The sequence below is a fragment of the Enterobacter cloacae complex sp. IR5418 genome, from assembly GCF_049238105.1.
Classification (GTDB): domain Bacteria; phylum Pseudomonadota; class Gammaproteobacteria; order Enterobacterales; family Enterobacteriaceae; genus Enterobacter; species Enterobacter hormaechei.
Genome location: NZ_JBMKHS010000011.1, coordinates 79,788 through 97,004, shown reverse-complemented (window position 1 = coordinate 97,004; position 17,217 = coordinate 79,788). Strand labels below are relative to the sequence as shown.

14 protein-coding genes, 2 tRNA genes and 1 other RNA gene are annotated in these 17,217 nt (G+C 50.7%); 10 read left to right on the top strand and 7 right to left on the bottom strand.

Annotated features, from left to right (window positions below; translation table 11 throughout):
- Positions 1 to 60 precede the first annotated feature (60 nt).
- The 5 genes from ACOTX7_RS11335 to ACOTX7_RS11315 all read right to left on the bottom strand — a co-directional run bounded on the left by ACOTX7_RS11335 (position 61) and on the right by ACOTX7_RS11315 (position 1,947).
- Positions 61 to 191: non-coding RNA, RtT sRNA (locus ACOTX7_RS11335), on the bottom strand.
- A gap of 45 nt (positions 192 to 236) precedes the next feature.
- Positions 237 to 321: transfer RNA gene (locus ACOTX7_RS11330), tRNA-Tyr, on the bottom strand.
- 35 nt (positions 322 to 356) lie between these two features.
- Positions 357 to 441 (bottom strand) — tRNA-Tyr (locus ACOTX7_RS11325).
- A gap of 157 nt (positions 442 to 598) precedes the next feature.
- Entirely contained in the window at positions 599 to 1,441 is an 843-nt protein-coding gene (gene purU / locus ACOTX7_RS11320) for a formyltetrahydrofolate deformylase (RefSeq protein WP_003856715.1), read from the bottom strand.
- A 41-nt stretch (positions 1,442 to 1,482) separates the two neighbouring features.
- Entirely contained in the window at positions 1,483 to 1,947 is a 465-nt protein-coding gene (locus tag ACOTX7_RS11315) for a YchJ family protein (protein WP_023303849.1), read from the bottom strand.
- 113 nt (positions 1,948 to 2,060) lie between these two features.
- Between ACOTX7_RS11315 and rssA the strand changes: the two genes are divergently transcribed.
- The 3 genes from rssA (at position 2,061) to galU (ending at position 5,171) form a co-directional block, all read left to right on the top strand.
- Positions 2,061 to 2,963, top strand: a complete 903-nt coding sequence (gene rssA, locus ACOTX7_RS11310) for a patatin-like phospholipase RssA (protein WP_006810892.1) — start codon at positions 2,061 to 2,063, stop codon at positions 2,961 to 2,963.
- Positions 2,964 to 3,052: 89 nt separating this feature from the next.
- A complete protein-coding gene (gene rssB / locus ACOTX7_RS11305) occupies positions 3,053 to 4,066 on the top strand; it encodes a two-component system response regulator RssB (protein WP_221256092.1) in 1,014 nt (337 codons plus the stop codon).
- Positions 4,067 to 4,265: 199 nt separating this feature from the next.
- A complete protein-coding gene (galU, locus tag ACOTX7_RS11300; RefSeq protein ID WP_047353343.1) occupies positions 4,266 to 5,171 on the top strand; it encodes a UTP--glucose-1-phosphate uridylyltransferase GalU in 906 nt (301 codons plus the stop codon).
- 203 nt (positions 5,172 to 5,374) lie between these two features.
- Here galU and hns read toward each other — a convergent pair whose 3' ends face one another.
- The gene (gene hns, locus ACOTX7_RS11295; RefSeq protein ID WP_003856724.1) at positions 5,375 to 5,788 is read right to left on the bottom strand and encodes a histone-like nucleoid-structuring protein H-NS; all 414 of its coding nucleotides are present in this window, start codon (positions 5,786 to 5,788) and stop codon (positions 5,375 to 5,377) included.
- A gap of 550 nt (positions 5,789 to 6,338) precedes the next feature.
- Between hns and tdk the strand changes: the two genes are divergently transcribed.
- The gene (gene tdk, locus ACOTX7_RS11290; protein WP_205921670.1) at positions 6,339 to 6,953 is read left to right on the top strand and encodes a thymidine kinase; all 615 of its coding nucleotides are present in this window, start codon (positions 6,339 to 6,341) and stop codon (positions 6,951 to 6,953) included.
- 69 nt (positions 6,954 to 7,022) lie between these two features.
- On the opposite strand, the gene adhE is transcribed toward tdk, so the two are convergent.
- On the bottom strand, positions 7,023 to 9,704 hold the full coding sequence (adhE, locus tag ACOTX7_RS11285) for a bifunctional acetaldehyde-CoA/alcohol dehydrogenase (RefSeq protein WP_205921669.1): 2,682 nt from the start codon (positions 9,702 to 9,704) through the stop codon (positions 7,023 to 7,025).
- A 480-nt stretch (positions 9,705 to 10,184) separates the two neighbouring features.
- Between adhE and ACOTX7_RS11280 the strand changes: the two genes are divergently transcribed.
- From ACOTX7_RS11280 to oppF, 6 genes are all read left to right on the top strand, one after another.
- A complete protein-coding gene (locus tag ACOTX7_RS11280) occupies positions 10,185 to 10,832 on the top strand; it encodes a YchE family NAAT transporter (protein ID WP_006810888.1) in 648 nt (215 codons plus the stop codon).
- Positions 10,833 to 11,601: 769 nt separating this feature from the next.
- Positions 11,602 to 13,233: an oligopeptide ABC transporter substrate-binding protein OppA gene (oppA, locus tag ACOTX7_RS11275; protein ID WP_006810885.1), complete on the top strand. Its 1,632-nt coding sequence runs from the start codon at positions 11,602 to 11,604 to the stop codon at positions 13,231 to 13,233.
- Between the two features lie 82 nt (positions 13,234 to 13,315).
- Positions 13,316 to 14,236, top strand: a complete 921-nt coding sequence (gene oppB, locus ACOTX7_RS11270) for an oligopeptide ABC transporter permease OppB (protein ID WP_006810884.1) — start codon at positions 13,316 to 13,318, stop codon at positions 14,234 to 14,236.
- 12 nt (positions 14,237 to 14,248) lie between these two features.
- On the top strand, positions 14,249 to 15,157 hold the full coding sequence (gene oppC, locus ACOTX7_RS11265; RefSeq protein ID WP_003856740.1) for an oligopeptide ABC transporter permease OppC: 909 nt from the start codon (positions 14,249 to 14,251) through the stop codon (positions 15,155 to 15,157).
- A gap of 11 nt (positions 15,158 to 15,168) precedes the next feature.
- Positions 15,169 to 16,182, top strand: coding sequence for an ABC transporter ATP-binding protein (locus ACOTX7_RS11260; RefSeq protein ID WP_017384234.1), 1,014 nt, complete (start codon positions 15,169 to 15,171; stop codon positions 16,180 to 16,182).
- Positions 16,179 to 17,183, top strand: coding sequence for a murein tripeptide/oligopeptide ABC transporter ATP-binding protein OppF (gene oppF / locus ACOTX7_RS11255; RefSeq protein WP_003856743.1), 1,005 nt, complete (start codon positions 16,179 to 16,181; stop codon positions 17,181 to 17,183). Before ACOTX7_RS11260 ends, oppF begins: the two co-directional genes overlap by 4 nt.
- Positions 17,184 to 17,217 lie beyond the last annotated feature (34 nt).

Below are 17,217 nucleotides of genomic sequence, written 5' to 3'. Positions count from 1 at the left end.
CCCGGCATCGAGAAATATGGTGCATTGTGCTTGAGTGAGTGCTTAAGAATCTGGAAGTGATGGTGGTGGGGGAAGGATTACTCAGCGCTTCGCGCTTCGCCCTTCGGATCGTTGCCTGCAGCAACGCTTTCTCGCTACGCTCGAATCGAACCTTGGTCGAAGCTTCTCATCCTTCCCCGCATCGGGAAAACATAGAGCATTATGCTTTTGGATAGTGCCAGAGAATCTGGAAGTGATGGTGGTGGGGGAAGGATTCGAACCTTCGAAGTCGATGACGGCAGATTTACAGTCTGCTCCCTTTGGCCGCTCGGGAACCCCACCAGGGGTAATTCAAATTTTGAGGTCTTGCTGAGAGATGGTGGTGGGGGAAGGATTCGAACCTTCGAAGTCGATGACGGCAGATTTACAGTCTGCTCCCTTTGGCCGCTCGGGAACCCCACCACGGGGTAATGCTTTTAACTGGCCTGCTTCCTGTTGGAAGCGGGGCGCATCATATCAAATGAGACGCCCCTGTAAAGCATTCCTTTAGGGAAATGAAGTTGTTTGCCTGCTTTTTATCCGTAAAGGCGTAAAGCTAATCAATTCATTTTCCGAAGGATTAAAGAATAATCGTTCTGTTGCCGTAAACAAAGACTCGCTGAGCCAGCACCTGATAGAGCGCACGACTTAACACGTTCTTCTCAACGTCACGGCCTGCACGCATCATATCTTCCGCCGTGTAGGTGTGATCCACGTGAATCACGTCCTGCATAATGATTGGACCTTCGTCCAGATTGTCATTCACGTAGTGCGCGGTTGCGCCGATAATCTTTACGCCGCGCTCGTATGCCTGGTGATACGGACGCGCGCCAATAAAGGCTGGCAGGAAGGAGTGGTGGATGTTGATAATCTTGTTCGGGAAACGCGCCACGAATGACGGCGTCAGCACGCGCATGTATTTTGCCAGCACCACATAGTCCGGGTTATGCGCTTCAATGGCAGCAGCCATCAGGTTGTCGTGCTCTTCACGGGTATGACCCTCGTGGCTGACCAGCTCAAACGGAATATCGAAACGCTCAACCAGCGTACGCAGGGTTTCGTGGTTGCCAATGACGGCGGCAATTTCGACGTCCAGGCCACCGTAGTTAGCTTTCATCAACAGATCGCCCAGGCAGTGTGCCTCTTTGGTAACCAGAATCACAATGCGGCGGCGGCCCGCCGGGTTAAGCTCACGCACCGAGCCTTCCGGCAGGGCGCTGTCCAGATCGGCAAGCAGGGTTGTGTCGTTGAAAATCCCTTCCAGTTCAGTACGCATAAAGAAGCGACCGGTACGGTGGTCAACGAACTCGTTGTTCTGCACGATATTCAGTTCATGTTTGTAGCAAATGTTGGTGATTCGTGCGATCAGCCCTTTTTGATCGGGACAGATAGTGCGCAGAACTTTACGTTGTAATGATTGCATCGCCGGGAAATCCTGTTTATGTATTTGCGAAGTCTGAGTTGTCAGGCATTACTGCCGCAACACTTTTTGAATTTTTTTCCTGAACCACAGGGGCAGGGATCGTTACGACCGAATTGCGGACGTGTGCCGTCAATATAATACCATTGCCCGCTGTCCTTTAAGAACCGTGAGCGTTCAATGATGGCGCCGGGTTTGTTTTGTTCGCTAAAGCGGGCGACAAAACTGACATAGCCTTCGTTGGCATCGCGGCCTGGAGCGGCTTCAAAGACGGTGAGGCCCAGCCAGACGGTGTTGGCAAATCCGGCTTCAATCTCTTGCCGAAAATCGGCAGCATGGCAGGACGGATGCCAGGTTTTAATCAGGTAGTCTGCGTTTTTGATCACAAAAGCAGTATACCGCGAGCGCATAAGGTGTGACGGGTCTGGTGCAACCTGCTCGCCAGAAAGATATCGCTGGCAACATAGGCTATACTCCAGAGCGCTACCACAGGGGCAGAGTTGAGACACGATTCTCTTCCTGGAACAAAAAATAAGGCGTTAAACGCTTAAGGTAGCAATATGTTAACTGAGCAGGTGCGTTGACGCTATGTCGGGAATCCAGGGGAAGTAAAACAGGGCTAATGAGAAAGGTAAAAATTGGACTGGCGTTGGGCTCAGGTGCAGCCCGGGGTTGGTCCCATATTGGCGTTATCAATACCTTAAACCAGATGGGGATTGACGTTGATATTGTCGCAGGATGTTCTATCGGGTCGCTGGTCGGATCCGCGTACGCCTGCGGTAAGCTTCCGGAGCTTGAAAGCTGGGTGCGCTCCTTCAGTTACTGGGATGTGCTGCGCCTGATGGATCTCTCCTGGCAGCGTGGCGGCCTGCTGCGCGGTGAACGCGTGTTCAATCAGTTTCGTAAGATAATGCCGCTCGCAGACTTCAGCCACTGCCAAATGCCTTTCGGTGCCGTTGCAACCAACCTCAGTACGGGCAGGGAATTATGGCTCACCGAAGGGGATATTCATCTCGCCGTCCGAGCCTCCTGTAGCATGCCTGGGTTAATGGCGCCTGTCCCTCACAACGGCTACTGGCTCGTTGATGGTGGCGTAGTGAATCCTGTGCCCATCTCTCTGACCCGCGCTATGGGGGCGGATATCGTCATTGCCGTGGATTTACAGCACGACGCTCACCTTATGCAGCAAGATTTGATGCCTGTTAATCTTCAGAGCGATGACGCTGAAAAAGAGAAACTTGCCTGGCATGCGCGTTTACGCGGCAGAATAGGGCGCCTGACTGCCCGTCGCGCGGTAACCGCGCCGAACGCCATTGAAATCATGACGACCTCTATTCAAATTCTTGAGAATCGCCTGAAGCGAAACCGTATGGCTGGCGATCCTCCGGATATTCTTATTCAACCGTATTGTCCACAAATCTCTACCCTTGATTTCCACCGGGCTGAGGCCGCCATAGCAGCGGGCTCGTTAGCCGTCGAAAAGAAAATAGATGAACTGTTGCCTTTTGTGCGTACAGCACGTTGAGCACTTTTTTGATTACTTCAGCAAAATCTGACAGGCGATAGTACCAATAGCATGCCACTATTGAGTAACTGTCAGCCAGGGGAGGAACCATGACACAGCCATTGGCCGGAAAACATATTTTGATAGTTGAAGACGAGCCCGTTTTCCGATCGCTACTGGATTCGTGGTTATCCTCACTGGGTGCAACCACGTCCCTTGCCGAAAATGGCGTCGAGGCACTGGAAAAGATGGCCAGCATGGCGCCGGATCTGATGATCTGCGATCTTGAGATGCCGCGTATGGACGGATTAATGCTGGTGGAAAACCTGCGTAATGAAGGTTATCAGACACCGATACTCGTGATCTCGGCCACCGAAAATATGGCGGATATTGCTAAGGCGCTGCGTTTAGGTGTGCAGGATATTTTGCTTAAACCGGTCAAAGATTTGAACCGACTGCGTGAAACGGTATTGGCCTGCCTGTATCCCAATATGTTTAATTCCCGGGTTGAAGAAGAAGAACGTCTTTTCCAGGACTGGGATGCTTTAGTCAGTAATCCACTCGCGGCTGCGAAGCTGCTTCAGGAACTCCAGCCGCCTGTGCAGCAAAATATCTCTCATTGCAGAGTAAATTATCGCCAACTGGTAGCGGCTGACCAGCCTGGACTGGTGCTGGATATTGCGCCGTTATCGGATTCCGATCTCGCCTTTTATTGCCTTGATGTTACCCGGGCGGGAGATAACGGCGTTTTGGCGGCCTTATTACTCCGTGCGCTCTTTAATGGATTGCTTCAGGAACAATTATCCCATCAGGGGCAACGGCTTCCTGAGTTAGGCAGTTTACTCAAACAGGTGAACCAACTTTTTCGTCAGGCCAATTTGCCGGGGCAGTTCCCGCTTCTGGTTGGCTATTATCACAGCGGGTTGAATAACCTTATTCTGGTGTCGGCTGGATTAAATGCCACACTCAATACTGGCGAACACCATATTCAGGTGAGTAACGGCGTGCCGTTGGGAACGCTGGGAAATACTTACCTTAATCAAATTAGCCATCGCTGCACCTCCTGGCAGTGCCAAATTTGGGGTGCGGGAGGGCGGTTACGCTTAATGTTGTCCACGGAGTAAGCAGTCAGCTTTTATTTTTCAGATTGCTTTACCTGTGTTTTTGCTGGCAGTGCTACTATCGCTGCAAGTTTCATGCGTATTTGTCTTAATTGATCGGCAACGCGTTCTTTTCAGACCCGTATTAGTGGCTGAGACTGTATACTCAACGCGTTATTCAATGCATAAAAGTTCAAAACTTGAACAGTTCAGGAGAATTTCAATGGCTGCCCTAAATTCGAAAGTCAGAAAGGCCGTTATCCCGGTGGCGGGATTGGGTACCAGGATGTTGCCAGCGACGAAGGCAATCCCAAAAGAGATGCTGCCTCTGGTTGATAAGCCATTAATCCAGTATGTCGTGAATGAATGTATTGCAGCAGGTATCACCGAAATTGTGCTGGTGACGCATTCATCTAAAAACTCTATCGAAAACCATTTCGATACCAGTTTCGAACTCGAAGCAATGCTGGAAAAACGCGTTAAGCGCCAGCTGCTGGAGGAAGTACAGTCTATTTGCCCTCCACACGTTACCATTATGCAGGTTCGTCAGGGCCTGGCGAAAGGCCTGGGGCACGCCGTATTGTGCGCGCATCCGGTAGTGGGTGATGAGCCGGTCGCGGTTATTCTGCCTGACGTTATTCTTGATGAGTACGAATCCGATCTTTCTCAGGAAAACCTGGCGGAAATGATTAAGCGCTTCGACGAAACCGGCAGCAGCCAGATTATGGTTGAGCCAGTCGACGACGTGACTGCCTATGGTGTGGTTGACTGCAAAGGCGTTGATCTGCAACCTGGCGAAAGCGTACCGATGGTTGGCGTTGTTGAAAAACCTAAAGCGGACGTCGCACCGTCTAACCTTGCTGTCGTGGGCCGTTACGTACTGAGTGCCGAAATTTGGGCGCTGCTGGCGAAAACGCCTCCAGGTGCGGGCGATGAAATCCAGCTGACAGATGCTATCGATATGCTGATCGAGAAAGAGACCGTGGAAGCCTATCATATGAAAGGTAAGAGCCATGACTGCGGGAATAAGCTCGGTTATATGCAGGCATTCGTCGAATATGGTATTCGCCATAACAGCCTGGGTGAAGAATTTAAAGCCTGGCTCAAAGGTAGCATGGGTATTAAGTAATAAGACTCACAGCCCAGTGAACAAGACCGGTGTGGCAATGCCCACCGGTTTTTTTATGCCTGTCGCACCGTAATTGGTGGGGGATTGTCAAGGACGTTAAATAGTGAACCTCACAATATGACAGAATGTAAGGAGATGTTCGGGCGAATAATACAGGCAAAAAAAATCCCGCATTAAGCGGGATTTTTCAGAATCTTTCCAGATTAATCCTTGATCAGGAAGTCATCCAGTTGTTTACCTTGTTCGTCCATTGCTTTCTTGATTACCGCAGGAGTACGACCCTGGCCGGTCCAGGTTTTCTCTTCGCCGTTCTCATCGATGTAGCTATATTTAGCAGGACGTGCCGCGCGTTTTGCTTTGGTACCGGTTTTAGCCGCAGCCATGCTGTTCAGCAATTCGTTTGGATCGATACCATCGGCAATCAGCATTTCACGATATTGTTGCAGTTTACGTGTACGTTCTTCGATTTCAGCCGCAGCTGCGCTTTCTTCTTCACGACGTTCGTTAACTACAACTTCTAATTTTTCGAGCATTTCTTCAAGCGTCTCAAGGGTACATTCTCTTGCCTGCGCACGAAGAGTACGGATGTTGTTCAGAATTTTAAGTGCTTCGCTCATTGTAGTAATCTCAAACTTATAATGGGGGTGGGTTTGTTGTCCTAATAATAGAGCCTTAATTTCACTTGTGCAATAGGTGGGAATGTAAGGAATTCAAAAAATACAAAATTAACGTCGCTATTATTAATTACGCTAACTTAAATTTCATTGTTTGTCGGGACTGTGAGATATCGTTTCAAACGGCAAAAGTGCATCATTTGCATGTTTGTTTTGTGACTTTTACCTCAGGAATTATAGTTGCGGTTGATAAATATCAGCCTTTTGTATTACCCCGGGGAAGCGTAGCGAAGACAAGAATAGTTAATAAATAGTGAATTTTAATGAACGAAGAAGCCACTATAAAAAGAAGTGTTATCTCCGGCCATGGGTTCAGCTTATTGTCAGTGCTAAATGCCTTTACTGCCTGTTTTAACGCATTATTTTGCACTATTCGCGAAGGGTTTACCGGTGTCTCACCGCCTGACGTGTGCAGCCCACCGCTGATAACAGTACAAAATATGGTACAATGATCCATCGGGAATATTACACATTGATTAGGGTTCTTCGGCCAATGGCACAACTTTATTTCTACTATTCGGCAATGAATGCCGGGAAATCAACGGCGTTACTGCAATCCTCATACAATTATCAGGAGCGGGGGATGCGTACCGTTGTTTATACCGCCGAAATCGACGATCGCTTTGGGGCAGGGAAGGTGAGTTCAAGAATAGGGCTCTCGTCGCCTGCAAGGCTGTTTAACCCTGAAACGAACCTGCTGGAAGACATTCGTGCCGAGCATGCCGCTAAGCCTGTCCATTGCGTGCTGGTTGATGAAAGCCAGTTCCTGACCCGAGAGCAGGTCCATGCGCTTTCAGAGGTTGTTGATGAGCTGGATATTCCCGTGCTTTGCTATGGATTACGTACCGATTTTCGTGGTGAGCTATTTGCTGGCAGCCAGTATCTTCTTGCCTGGTCGGATAAACTGGTTGAGCTGAAAACGATCTGCTTTTGTGGCCGTAAGGCAAGTATGGTTCTGCGCCTGGACCAGTCTGGCAAACCCTACGCTGATGGCGAGCAGGTGGTGATAGGAGGCAATGAACGTTATGTCTCGGTCTGCCGCAAGCATTATAAAGAGGCGCTGGCTGTAGGCTCGCTGACGGCGTTACAGGGCGACAATCGAAAATAATAAGAAAGTTTTACTGATTCTCAGATATAAAAAAACCCGCCATCGGCGGGTTTTTTGTCAAACTGTCAATCAAGCATTTTTCTTCGCTTTCTTGTCAGCCTTTACCACTGCGGGGATATCAACTTTCACAGCAGCGACATCGCTTTCAGTGAAGTTACGACCGTAATAGGTATCCAGCAGGATCTGTTTCAGTTCGGAAATCAGTGGGTAGCGCGGGTTAGCACCAGTACACTGGTCATCGAATGCATCTTCAGACAGCTTATCTACGTGAGCGAGGAAGTCAGCTTCCTGAACGCCCGCTTCGCGGATAGATTTTGGAATACCCAGTTCAGCCTTCAGGCTTTCCAGCCATGCCAGCAGTTTCTCGATCTTCGCGGCAGTACGGTCGCCCGGTGCGCTCAGACCCAGGTGATCGGCGATTTCAGCATAGCGACGGCGAGCCTGTGGACGGTCGTACTGGCTGAATGCAGTCTGCTTGGTTGGGTTGTCATTAGCGTTATAACGGATAACGTTGCTGATCAACAGGGCGTTCGCCAGACCGTGAGGAATGTGGAACTGTGAACCCAGCTTGTGCGCCATGGAGTGACAGACACCCAGGAAGGCGTTAGCAAACGCAATGCCCGCGATGGTTGCTGCACTGTGTACACGTTCACGCGCTACAGGGTTTTTCGAACCTTCGTTGTAAGATGCTGGCAGGTTTTCTTTCAGCAGTTTCAGCGCCTGCAAAGCCTGACCGTCAGAGAACTCAGAAGCCAGTACGGAAACGTAAGCTTCCAGAGCGTGAGTCACCGCATCCAGACCACCGAACGCACACAGTGATTTCGGCATTTCCATGACCAGGTTGGCGTCAACGATAGCCATGTCTGGCGTCAGTGCGTAGTCAGCCAGCGGATATTTCTGACCGGTTGCATCATCAGTCACAACGGCAAATGGCGTCACTTCTGAACCAGTACCGGAAGTGGTGGTGACGGCGATCATTTTCGCTTTCACGCCCATTTTCGGGAACTTGTAGATACGTTTACGGATATCCATAAAGCGCAGCGCCAGTTCTTCGAAGTGCGTTTCCGGATGCTCGTACATGACCCACATAATTTTCGCAGCGTCCATTGGGGAACCGCCACCCAGTGCGATGATCACATCTGGTTTGAAGGAGTTCGCCAGTTCAGCACCTTTACGTACAACGCTCAGGGTTGGGTCAGCTTCAACTTCAAAGAAGACTTCAGTTTCGACGCCAGCCGCTTTCAGAACAGAGGTGATCTGGTCTGCATAGCCATTGTTGAACAGGAAACGGTCAGTCACGATGAGCGCACGTTTGTGGCCATCAGTAATCACTTCATCCAGCGCGATTGGCAGAGAGCCGCGGCGGAAGTAGATAGATTTCGGAAGTTTGTGCCACAACATGTTTTCAGCTCGCTTAGCAACGGTTTTCTTGTTGATCAGGTGTTTTGGACCAACGTTTTCAGAGATGGAGTTACCACCCCAGGAACCACAACCCAGAGTCAGGGAAGGTGCGAGTTTGAAGTTGTACAGGTCACCGATACCACCCTGAGAAGCAGGGGTGTTAATCAGGATACGTGCCGTTTTCATCTTCTGACCGAAGTAAGCAACGCGCTCAGGCTGGTTATCCTGGTCAGTGTACAGGCATGAGGTGTGACCGATACCGCCCATGGCAACCAGTTTCTCGGCTTTTTCTACCGCGTCATCGAAATCTTTCGCACGGTACATTGCCAGCGTCGGGGACAGTTTTTCGTGAGCAAATGGCTCACTTTCATCAACGACTTTAACTTCACCAATCAGAATTTTGGTGGTAGCAGGAACGCTAAAGCCCGCGAGTTCAGCAATTTTATACGCTGGCTGACCTACGATAGCCGCGTTCAGCGCACCATTTTTCAGAATCACGTCCTGAACGGCTTTCAGTTCTTTACCCTGCAACAGGTAGCCGCCATGGCTGGCGAAACGTTCACGCACGGCGTCGTATACTGAATCAACCACGACAACAGACTGTTCAGATGCGCAGATAACGCCGTTATCGAAGGTTTTTGACATCAGCACAGAAGCAACAGCGCGCTTGATATCAGCCGTTTCGTCAATCACCACAGGGGTATTACCTGCGCCTACACCGATGGCAGGTTTACCGGAACTGTATGCGGCTTTAACCATACCAGGACCACCGGTCGCCAGAATCAGGTTAATGTCCGGGTGATGCATCAGGGCGTTGGACAGTTCAACAGAAGGTTGGTCGATCCAGCCGATCAGATCTTTCGGTGCACCTGCTGCAATGGCAGCCTGAAGCACAATATCTGCTGCTTTGTTGGTGGCTTCCTTCGCACGTGGATGCGGGGAGAAAATGATTGCGTTACGTGTTTTCAGGCTGATAAGAGATTTGAAGATGGCGGTAGAGGTTGGGTTAGTGGTTGGAACGATACCGCAAATGATGCCGATCGGTTCTGCAATGGTGATGGTGCCGAAAGTATCGTCTTCTGACAGCACACCGCAGGTTTTCTCATCTTTATAGGCGTTGTAGATATACTCTGAAGCAAAGTGGTTTTTGATCACTTTATCTTCAACGATACCCATACCGGATTCGGCAACGGCCATTTTAGCGAGAGGAATTCGAGCATCAGCAGCAGCCAGAGCGGCCGCGCGGAAGATTTTATCAACCTGTTCTTGGGTGAAATTGGCATATTCACGCTGGGCTTTTTTCACGCGCTCGACGAGGGCGTTCAGTTCAGCGATATTAGTAACAGCCATAATGCTCTCCTGATAATGTTTAAACTCTTTTAGTAAACCAGCGCTCGATACGTCTGACAGTATAGTCAGAGCCGATCCCACTTGCGTAACACACAGTAAAACAAAGGATTACTCACTGCTTCCGCTCACTAATTTACTAAAAGAGCCTTACCTTAGCATCATACCTTTTTGATAGGTGATCTCCCTGGTGGCGTAATCAAGATTACTCACTTCTGAGTACGGAAATCATGATCAGGATCAATTTTGTCCTAAGCTGATACCTTTCAGCAGGGTTATTTTGTGCTAATTATTCCACTGTTAAATAATTAAGTAACTATTGGAAGTGACGCTATCATTGATTACACAAATGTTTAACATCATGAATTGATAATGTTTTAGAACAGATTTCTGGTGAAGTGTGCGGCTAAAAAGCGTATCTTCAGCGCGGATTTATCATGACACGCTGTCATTCCCTGGCCATGCTCAATTGCGGAGCTTAATGTGATTCAAACGCTCTTTGATTTCCCTACATATTTTAAGTTTTTTATCGGCTTGTTTGCCCTGGTCAACCCGGTAGGGATCATCCCTGTCTTCATTAGTATGACCAGCTATCAGACGGCCGCCGCACGAAATAAAACCAACCTGACAGCAAACCTGTCGGTGGCGATCATTTTGCTTACGTCTCTTTTTCTCGGGGACGCCATTCTACAGGTCTTCGGCATCTCGATTGATTCGTTCCGTATAGCGGGTGGGATCCTGGTGGTGACGATAGCGATGTCGATGATCAGCGGCAAGCTGGGGGAAGATAAACAGAACAAGCAGGAAAAATCAGAGACCGCGATCCGCGAGAGTATCGGCGTGGTGCCTCTGGCACTGCCGCTGATGGCAGGCCCGGGGGCGATCAGTTCCACCATTGTCTGGGGAACGCGCTACCACAGCCTGATGCACCTGATTGGCTTTTCAGTCGCCATTGCGCTGTTCGCGCTGTGTTGCTGGGGCGTTTTCCGTATGGCGCCGTGGCTGGTTCGCTTGCTGGGTCAAACGGGTATCAACGTGATTACCCGTATCATGGGCCTGTTGTTAATGGCGTTGGGCATCGAATTTATCGTTACCGGTATAAAAAGTATATTCCCCGGATTATTACATTGACTTTCATTTGAAAGAACGGAGCCAGCGGCTCCGTTTTTTTACGTGATTATCTGCAAATCATATAAATAAAGTTGAAATGGGCGTCAGCCATAATAAGTTCTACTAATAACTCTATTTTGTTGTTTTTCAATAGGTTGTTTATTTTCATTTCCCCCTTCCGCCCATAAAACCTTCAAACACTCTGTTATTTTACTCACATGATACTCTGGGGCTTGCTGACAGATAACCGAAATGATATTAGTAATTTCGACGCATACCCAGACGAATGTGCTAAATAATAACCAGTTGTTAAATTATCGTGAAAATTTGTTCAGAAAGGCCATGTCGCTGCGTCTGAAGTAAGAAGTTTCTGTAACCATTTGAAAATTATCTATTTTTGCTGATTTTTGCATGAGTGCGGGTTGGTGTCATAGATGTGCCAACCATCGTAAAAGAGAAATGCTTAACAAATTTGCAAAATGTATTGGCGAGAGTTGGCACCATTTGGTACTTTCCGGCCTTATATTTCGCACCATTAAACAAGTTGATGAGAACTATTTTCATATAGCCCTCACCTGAGATATCCAACGCATCTCTCTGACAGGGGAGAGGTGTGAAGAATCGACGCAAGACCGCCATACGAGCGGTCAGTAATAATGAAGTCGGTGATAGCAAGAAGTAAAAAAACAACCTGACAGTAGCAAAAAAAACTCCTGCGCTGTACAGGCCCCAACAGGGGATTACACAACTGGCGAAGGCCAGTCATTATAATGAGTGGAGTATCAACACAATGTCCATCATCACAAAAAAAAGTCTGGTAGCGGCGGGGATTTTAACTGCGCTAATCGCGGGCAACGCTGCAATGGCTGCGGACGTTCCTGCTGGTGTTCAACTGGCTGAGAAGCAAACGCTGGTCCGTAATAACGGTGCGGAAGTGCAGTCACTTGATCCGCACAAAATTGAAGGTGTTCCAGAGTCTAACGTTAACCGCGATCTGTTTGAAGGTCTGCTGGTGACTGACGTCGACGGCCACCCGGCTCCGGGTGTGGCAGAAAAATGGGACAACAAAGATTTTAAAGTCTGGACCTTCCATCTGCGTAAAGATGCCAAATGGTCCGACGGTACGCCGGTTACCGCCGAAGATTTCGTGTACAGCTGGCAGCGTCTGGCGGATCCTAATACCGCCTCCCCGTATGCGAGTTATCTCCAGTATGGTCATATTGCCAATATCGATGAGATCATCACGGGTAAAAAGCCCGTTACCGACCTGGGCGTCAAAGCCATTGATGCCAACACCTTTGAAGTGACGTTGAGCGAACCTGTTCCGTACTTCTACAAGTTGCTGGTTCACCCGTCCGTCTCCCCGGTACCAAAATCCGCAGTTGAAAAGTTTGGTGAAAAATGGACCCAGCCTGCGAACATCGTGACAAACGGTGCTTATAAGCTGAAGGACTGGGTCGTTAACGAACGCATGGTGCTGGAGCGCAACCCGCAGTATTGGGATAATGCGAAGACCGTTATCAATCAGGTGACTTACCTGCCAATCTCTTCTGAAGTGACGGACGTAAACCGCTACCGCAGCGGTGAAATCGACATGACCTATAACAACATGCCGATTGAACTGTTCCAGAAGCTGAAAAAAGAGATCCCGAAAGAAGTTCACGTCGATCCGTATCTGTGCACCTACTATTACGAAATTAACAACCAGAAAGCACCGTTTACCGACGTACGTGTTCGTACCGCACTGAAGCTGGCTCTGGATCGCGACATTATCGTGAATAAAGTGAAGAATCAGGGCGACCTGCCAGCTTACAGCTATACGCCGCCTTACACCGACGGTATGAAACTGGTTGAACCTGAATGGTTCAAATGGTCCCAGGAAAAACGTAACGAAGAAGCGAAAAAACTGCTGGCTGAAGCTGGCTACACCGCCGACAAGCCGCTGACCTTTAGCCTGCTGTACAACACCTCCGATCTGCATAAAAAACTGGCTATCGCCGTCGCGTCAATCTGGAAGAAAAACCTCGGCGTGAACGTGAAGCTGGAAAACCAGGAATGGAAAACCTTCCTCGATACGCGTCATCAGGGTACCTTTGACGTGGCACGTGCAGGATGGTGCGCGGACTATAACGAACCGACCTCATTCCTGAACACCATGCTGAGCGACAGTTCGAACAATACCGCACACTATAAGAGCCCGGCGTTTGATAAGCTGATTGGCGACACCCTGAAGGTGGCAGATGACGCCCAGCGCGCCGATCTGTACGCCAAATCAGAACAACAGCTCGATAAAGACTCTGCGATCGTTCCGGTCTACTACTACGTTAACGCCCGCCTGGTGAAACCATGGGTAGGGGGTTATACCGGTAAAGACCCGTTGGATAATATTTCCGTTAAGAATCTTTATATTATCAAGCATTAATGGCAATACGTGGGGCGAGCGAGCTTGCCCCACTGTGTCTACTTTGTAACATTCATCAGGCACACGCCAGAAGGTACGGGCAATGTTGAAATTTATCCTGCGTCGCTGTCTTGAAGCGATTCCAACGTTATTTATTCTAATTACAATTTCCTTCTTCATGATGCGTCTTGCGCCGGGCAGTCCATTTACCGGTGAACGTACGCTTCCGCCAGAAGTTATGGCCAACATCGAAGCGAAATACCATTTAAACGATCCCATTACCACGCAGTACTTCAACTATCTGAAGCAGCTTGCACACGGTGATTTTGGGCCATCATTCAAATATAAAGATTATTCCGTTAACGACCTGGTGGCGTCCAGCTTCCCGGTATCGGCTAAATTAGGTGCTGCGGCATTTATCCTGGCCGTTGTTCTCGGCGTCACCGCAGGCGTCATCGCCGCGTTAAAACAAAATACCAAATGGGATTACGCCGTAATGGGGGTCGCAATGACCGGGGTGGTTATCCCCAGCTTCGTTGTCGCGCCGTTGCTGGTGATGATATTTGCCATAACCCTGAAATGGCTGCCCGGGGGCGGCTGGAACGGCGGGGCGCTGAAGTTCATGATATTGCCGATGGTGGCATTATCTCTGGCGTACATCGCCAGCATCGCCCGTATTACCCGTGGTTCAATGATTGAAGTCCTGCACTCGAACTTCATCCGTACCGCCCGTGCGAAAGGGCTGCCGATGCGCCGGATTATTTTCCGTCATGCGCTCAAGCCTGCACTGTTACCGGTGCTCTCCTATATGGGGCCAGCTTTCGTCGGCATTATTACGGGTTCCATGGTAATTGAAACCATTTATGGCCTGCCGGGTATTGGTCAGCTGTTTGTTAACGGGGCGCTTAACCGTGACTACTCTCTGGTCCTGAGCCTGACGATCCTCGTGGGCGCGCTGACCATTCTGTTTAATGCCGTTGTCGATGTGCTGTATGCCGTTATCGACCCGAAAATCCGTTACTAACTGGAGTACGCCATGATGTTGAGTAAGAAAAACAGCGAGGCGCTGGAAAACTTCAGTGAAAAGCTGGAGGTCGAAGGTCGTAGCCTTTGGCAGGACGCCCGCCGTCGTTTTATGCATAACCGTGCTGCCGTTGCCAGCCTGGTCGTGCTGGTGCTTATCGCGCTGTTCGTCACCCTGGCCCCAATGCTGTCTCAGTTCACCTATTTCGATACGGACTGGGGCATGATGTCCAGCGCGCCGGATATGGAATCCGGGCACTATTTCGGCACCGATTCCTCCGGCCGTGATTTGCTGGTGCGTGTGGCGATTGGTGGCCGTATCTCTCTGATGGTCGGCATCGCGGCGGCGCTGGTGGCGGTGATCGTCGGCACGCTTTACGGTTCGCTGTCCGGTTACCTCGGCGGCAAAGTGGACTCCGTGATGATGCGTCTGCTTGAAATCCTGAACTCGTTCCCGTTCATGTTCTTCGTCATTCTGCTGGTGACCTTCTTTGGTCAAAATATCCTGCTGATCTTCGTGGCGATCGGGATGGTGTCCTGGCTGGATATGGCGCGTATTGTGCGCGGCCAGACGCTGAGCCTCAAACGTAAGGAGTTTATCGAAGCCGCACAGGTTGGTGGCGTCTCTACCGCCAATATTGTGGTGCGTCATATCGTTCCTAATGTGCTGGGCGTGGTGGTGGTATACGCCTCCCTGCTGGTGCCAAGTATGATCCTGTTCGAGTCTTTCCTGAGCTTCCTGGGATTAGGTACGCAAGAGCCGCTAAGTAGCTGGGGCGCTCTGTTAAGTGATGGCGCAAACTCCATGGAGGTGTCACCATGGTTGCTGCTGTATCCGGCGGGCTTCCTGGTCGTCACCCTGTTCTGTTTCAACTTTATCGGCGATGGCCTGCGTGATGCCCTCGACCCGAAAGACCGTTAAGGAGCGCCGTCATGACCATTATTGAAACGGCAACCGCGCCACAGGCGCAACAGCGGACCAGCGCTCTGCTGGACGTAAAAGATCTCCGCGTGACGTTTAAAACCCCCGACGGTGATGTGACTGCCGTTAACGATCTCAATTTCGACCTGCGTGCCGGTGAAACGCTGGGCATTGTGGGCGAATCGGGATCCGGTAAATCCCAGACCGCCTTCGCGCTGATGGGCCTGCTGGCCTCAAACGGCGTCATCGGTGGTTCAGCGACGTTTAACGGGAAAGAGATCCTGAATTTGCCGGAACATGAGCTGAACAAGCTGCGCGCCGAGCAGATCTCCATGATTTTCCAGGATCCGATGACGTCCCTGAACCCGTATATGCGGGTGGGCGAACAGCTGATGGAAGTGCTGATGCTCCACAAGGGGCTGGGTAAAGCCGAAGCGTTTGAAGAGTCTGTCAAAATGCTGGATGCGGTGAAAATGCCTGAAGCGCGCAAGCGCATGCGTATGTATCCGCACGAGTTCTCCGGCGGTATGCGCCAGCGCGTCATGATCGCGATGGCATTGCTTTGCCGGCCGAAACTGCTCATCGCTGATGAACCGACCACTGCTCTGGACGTGACCGTTCAGGCGCAGATCATGACGCTGTTGAACGAGCTGAAGCGCGAGTTCAATACCGCCATCATTATGATCACCCACGATTTAGGCGTCGTTGCCGGGATCTGCGACAAAGTGTTAGTCATGTATGCAGGCCGCACGATGGAATACGGTAATGCACGCGATGTGTTCTACCAGCCAGCCCATCCGTACTCTATCGGGCTGCTGAATGCCGTTCCGCGCCTTGATGCGGAAGGGGAGTCGCTGCTGACGATCCCGGGCAACCCGCCAAACCTGCTGCGTCTGCCGAAAGGCTGTCCGTTCCAGCCGCGCTGTCCGCATGCGATGGAGATCTGTAACAGCGCACCGCCGCTGGAAGCGTTTGCCCCAGGCCGTCTGCGCGCCTGCTTTAAGCCGCTGGAGGAGCTGGTATGAACGCAATCGACGAAAAAAGAAATGTACTGCTCGAAATCGCTGACCTGAAGGTCCATTTCGATATCAAAGACGGTAAACAGTGGTTCTGGCAGCCAGCCAAAACCCTGAAAGCGGTGGATGGCGTCACGCTGCGTCTGTACGAAGGGGAGACCCTGGGCGTGGTGGGCGAATCCGGCTGCGGCAAATCGACATTTGCGCGAGCGATCATCGGCCTGGTGAAAGCCACCGACGGGAAAGTGGCCTGGCTTGGCAAAGATCTGCTGGGGATGAAGCCGGATGAATGGCGCGACGTGCGCAGTGATATCCAGATGATTTTCCAGGATCCGCTGGCGTCCCTGAACCCGCGTATGACCATTGGCGAAATCATTGCCGAGCCGCTGCGCACCTATCATCCGAAGATGCCGCGCCAGGAAGTTCGCGATCGGGTGAAAGCGATGATGCTGAAGGTGGGTCTGTTGCCTAACCTCATCAACCGCTACCCACACGAGTTTTCCGGCGGTCAGTGCCAGCGTATCGGTATCGCACGGGCATTGATCCTTGAGCCGAAACTGATTATCTGTGATGAGCCGGTTTCGGCGCTGGACGTTTCCATCCAGGCCCAGGTGGTTAACCTGCTACAGAAACTGCAACGGGAAATGGGGCTGTCGCTGATCTTCATCGCCCACGATCTGGCGGTGGTAAAACACATTTCAGACCGTGTGCTGGTCATGTACCTGGGCCACGCCGTGGAGCTGGGCACGTATGATGAGGTGTACCACAATCCGCTGCACCCTTATACCAAAGCCCTGATGTCTGCGGTGCCCGTTCCGGATCCCGATCTGGAAAAAAATAAAACCATCCAGCTTCTGGAAGGTGAACTGCCATCCCCAATCAACCCGCCTTCAGGCTGCGTATTCCGTACGCGATGCCCAATAGCCGGGCCGGAATGTGCTAAAACACGGCCGGTTCTGGAGGGCAGTTTCCGACATGCGGTTTCCTGCCTGAAAGTAGACCCGTTATAATCGTAAGGGCTGACATGATGTCAGCCCTTATTTT

Bases quoted from the DNA above. Each gene is read 5' to 3' on its own strand.
- purU (WP_003856715.1), bottom strand. From the start codon at position 1,441: ATGCAATCATTACAACGTAAAGTTCTGCGCACTATCTGTCCCGATCAA.
- rssA (WP_006810892.1), top strand. From the start codon at position 2,061: ATGAGAAAGGTAAAAATTGGACTGGCGTTGGGCTCAGGTGCAGCCCGG.
- rssB (WP_221256092.1), top strand. From the start codon at position 3,053: ATGACACAGCCATTGGCCGGAAAACATATTTTGATAGTTGAAGACGAG.
- galU (WP_047353343.1), top strand. From the start codon at position 4,266: ATGGCTGCCCTAAATTCGAAAGTCAGAAAGGCCGTTATCCCGGTGGCG.
- hns (WP_003856724.1), bottom strand. From the start codon at position 5,788: ATGAGCGAAGCACTTAAAATTCTGAACAACATCCGTACTCTTCGTGCG.
- tdk (WP_205921670.1), top strand. From the start codon at position 6,339: ATGGCACAACTTTATTTCTACTATTCGGCAATGAATGCCGGGAAATCA.
- adhE (WP_205921669.1), bottom strand. From the start codon at position 9,704: ATGGCTGTTACTAATATCGCTGAACTGAACGCCCTCGTCGAGCGCGTG.
- oppA (WP_006810885.1), top strand. From the start codon at position 11,602: ATGTCCATCATCACAAAAAAAAGTCTGGTAGCGGCGGGGATTTTAACT.
- oppB (WP_006810884.1), top strand. From the start codon at position 13,316: ATGTTGAAATTTATCCTGCGTCGCTGTCTTGAAGCGATTCCAACGTTA.
- oppC (WP_003856740.1), top strand. From the start codon at position 14,249: ATGATGTTGAGTAAGAAAAACAGCGAGGCGCTGGAAAACTTCAGTGAA.
- ACOTX7_RS11260 (WP_017384234.1), top strand. From the start codon at position 15,169: ATGACCATTATTGAAACGGCAACCGCGCCACAGGCGCAACAGCGGACC.
- oppF (WP_003856743.1), top strand. From the start codon at position 16,179: ATGAACGCAATCGACGAAAAAAGAAATGTACTGCTCGAAATCGCTGAC.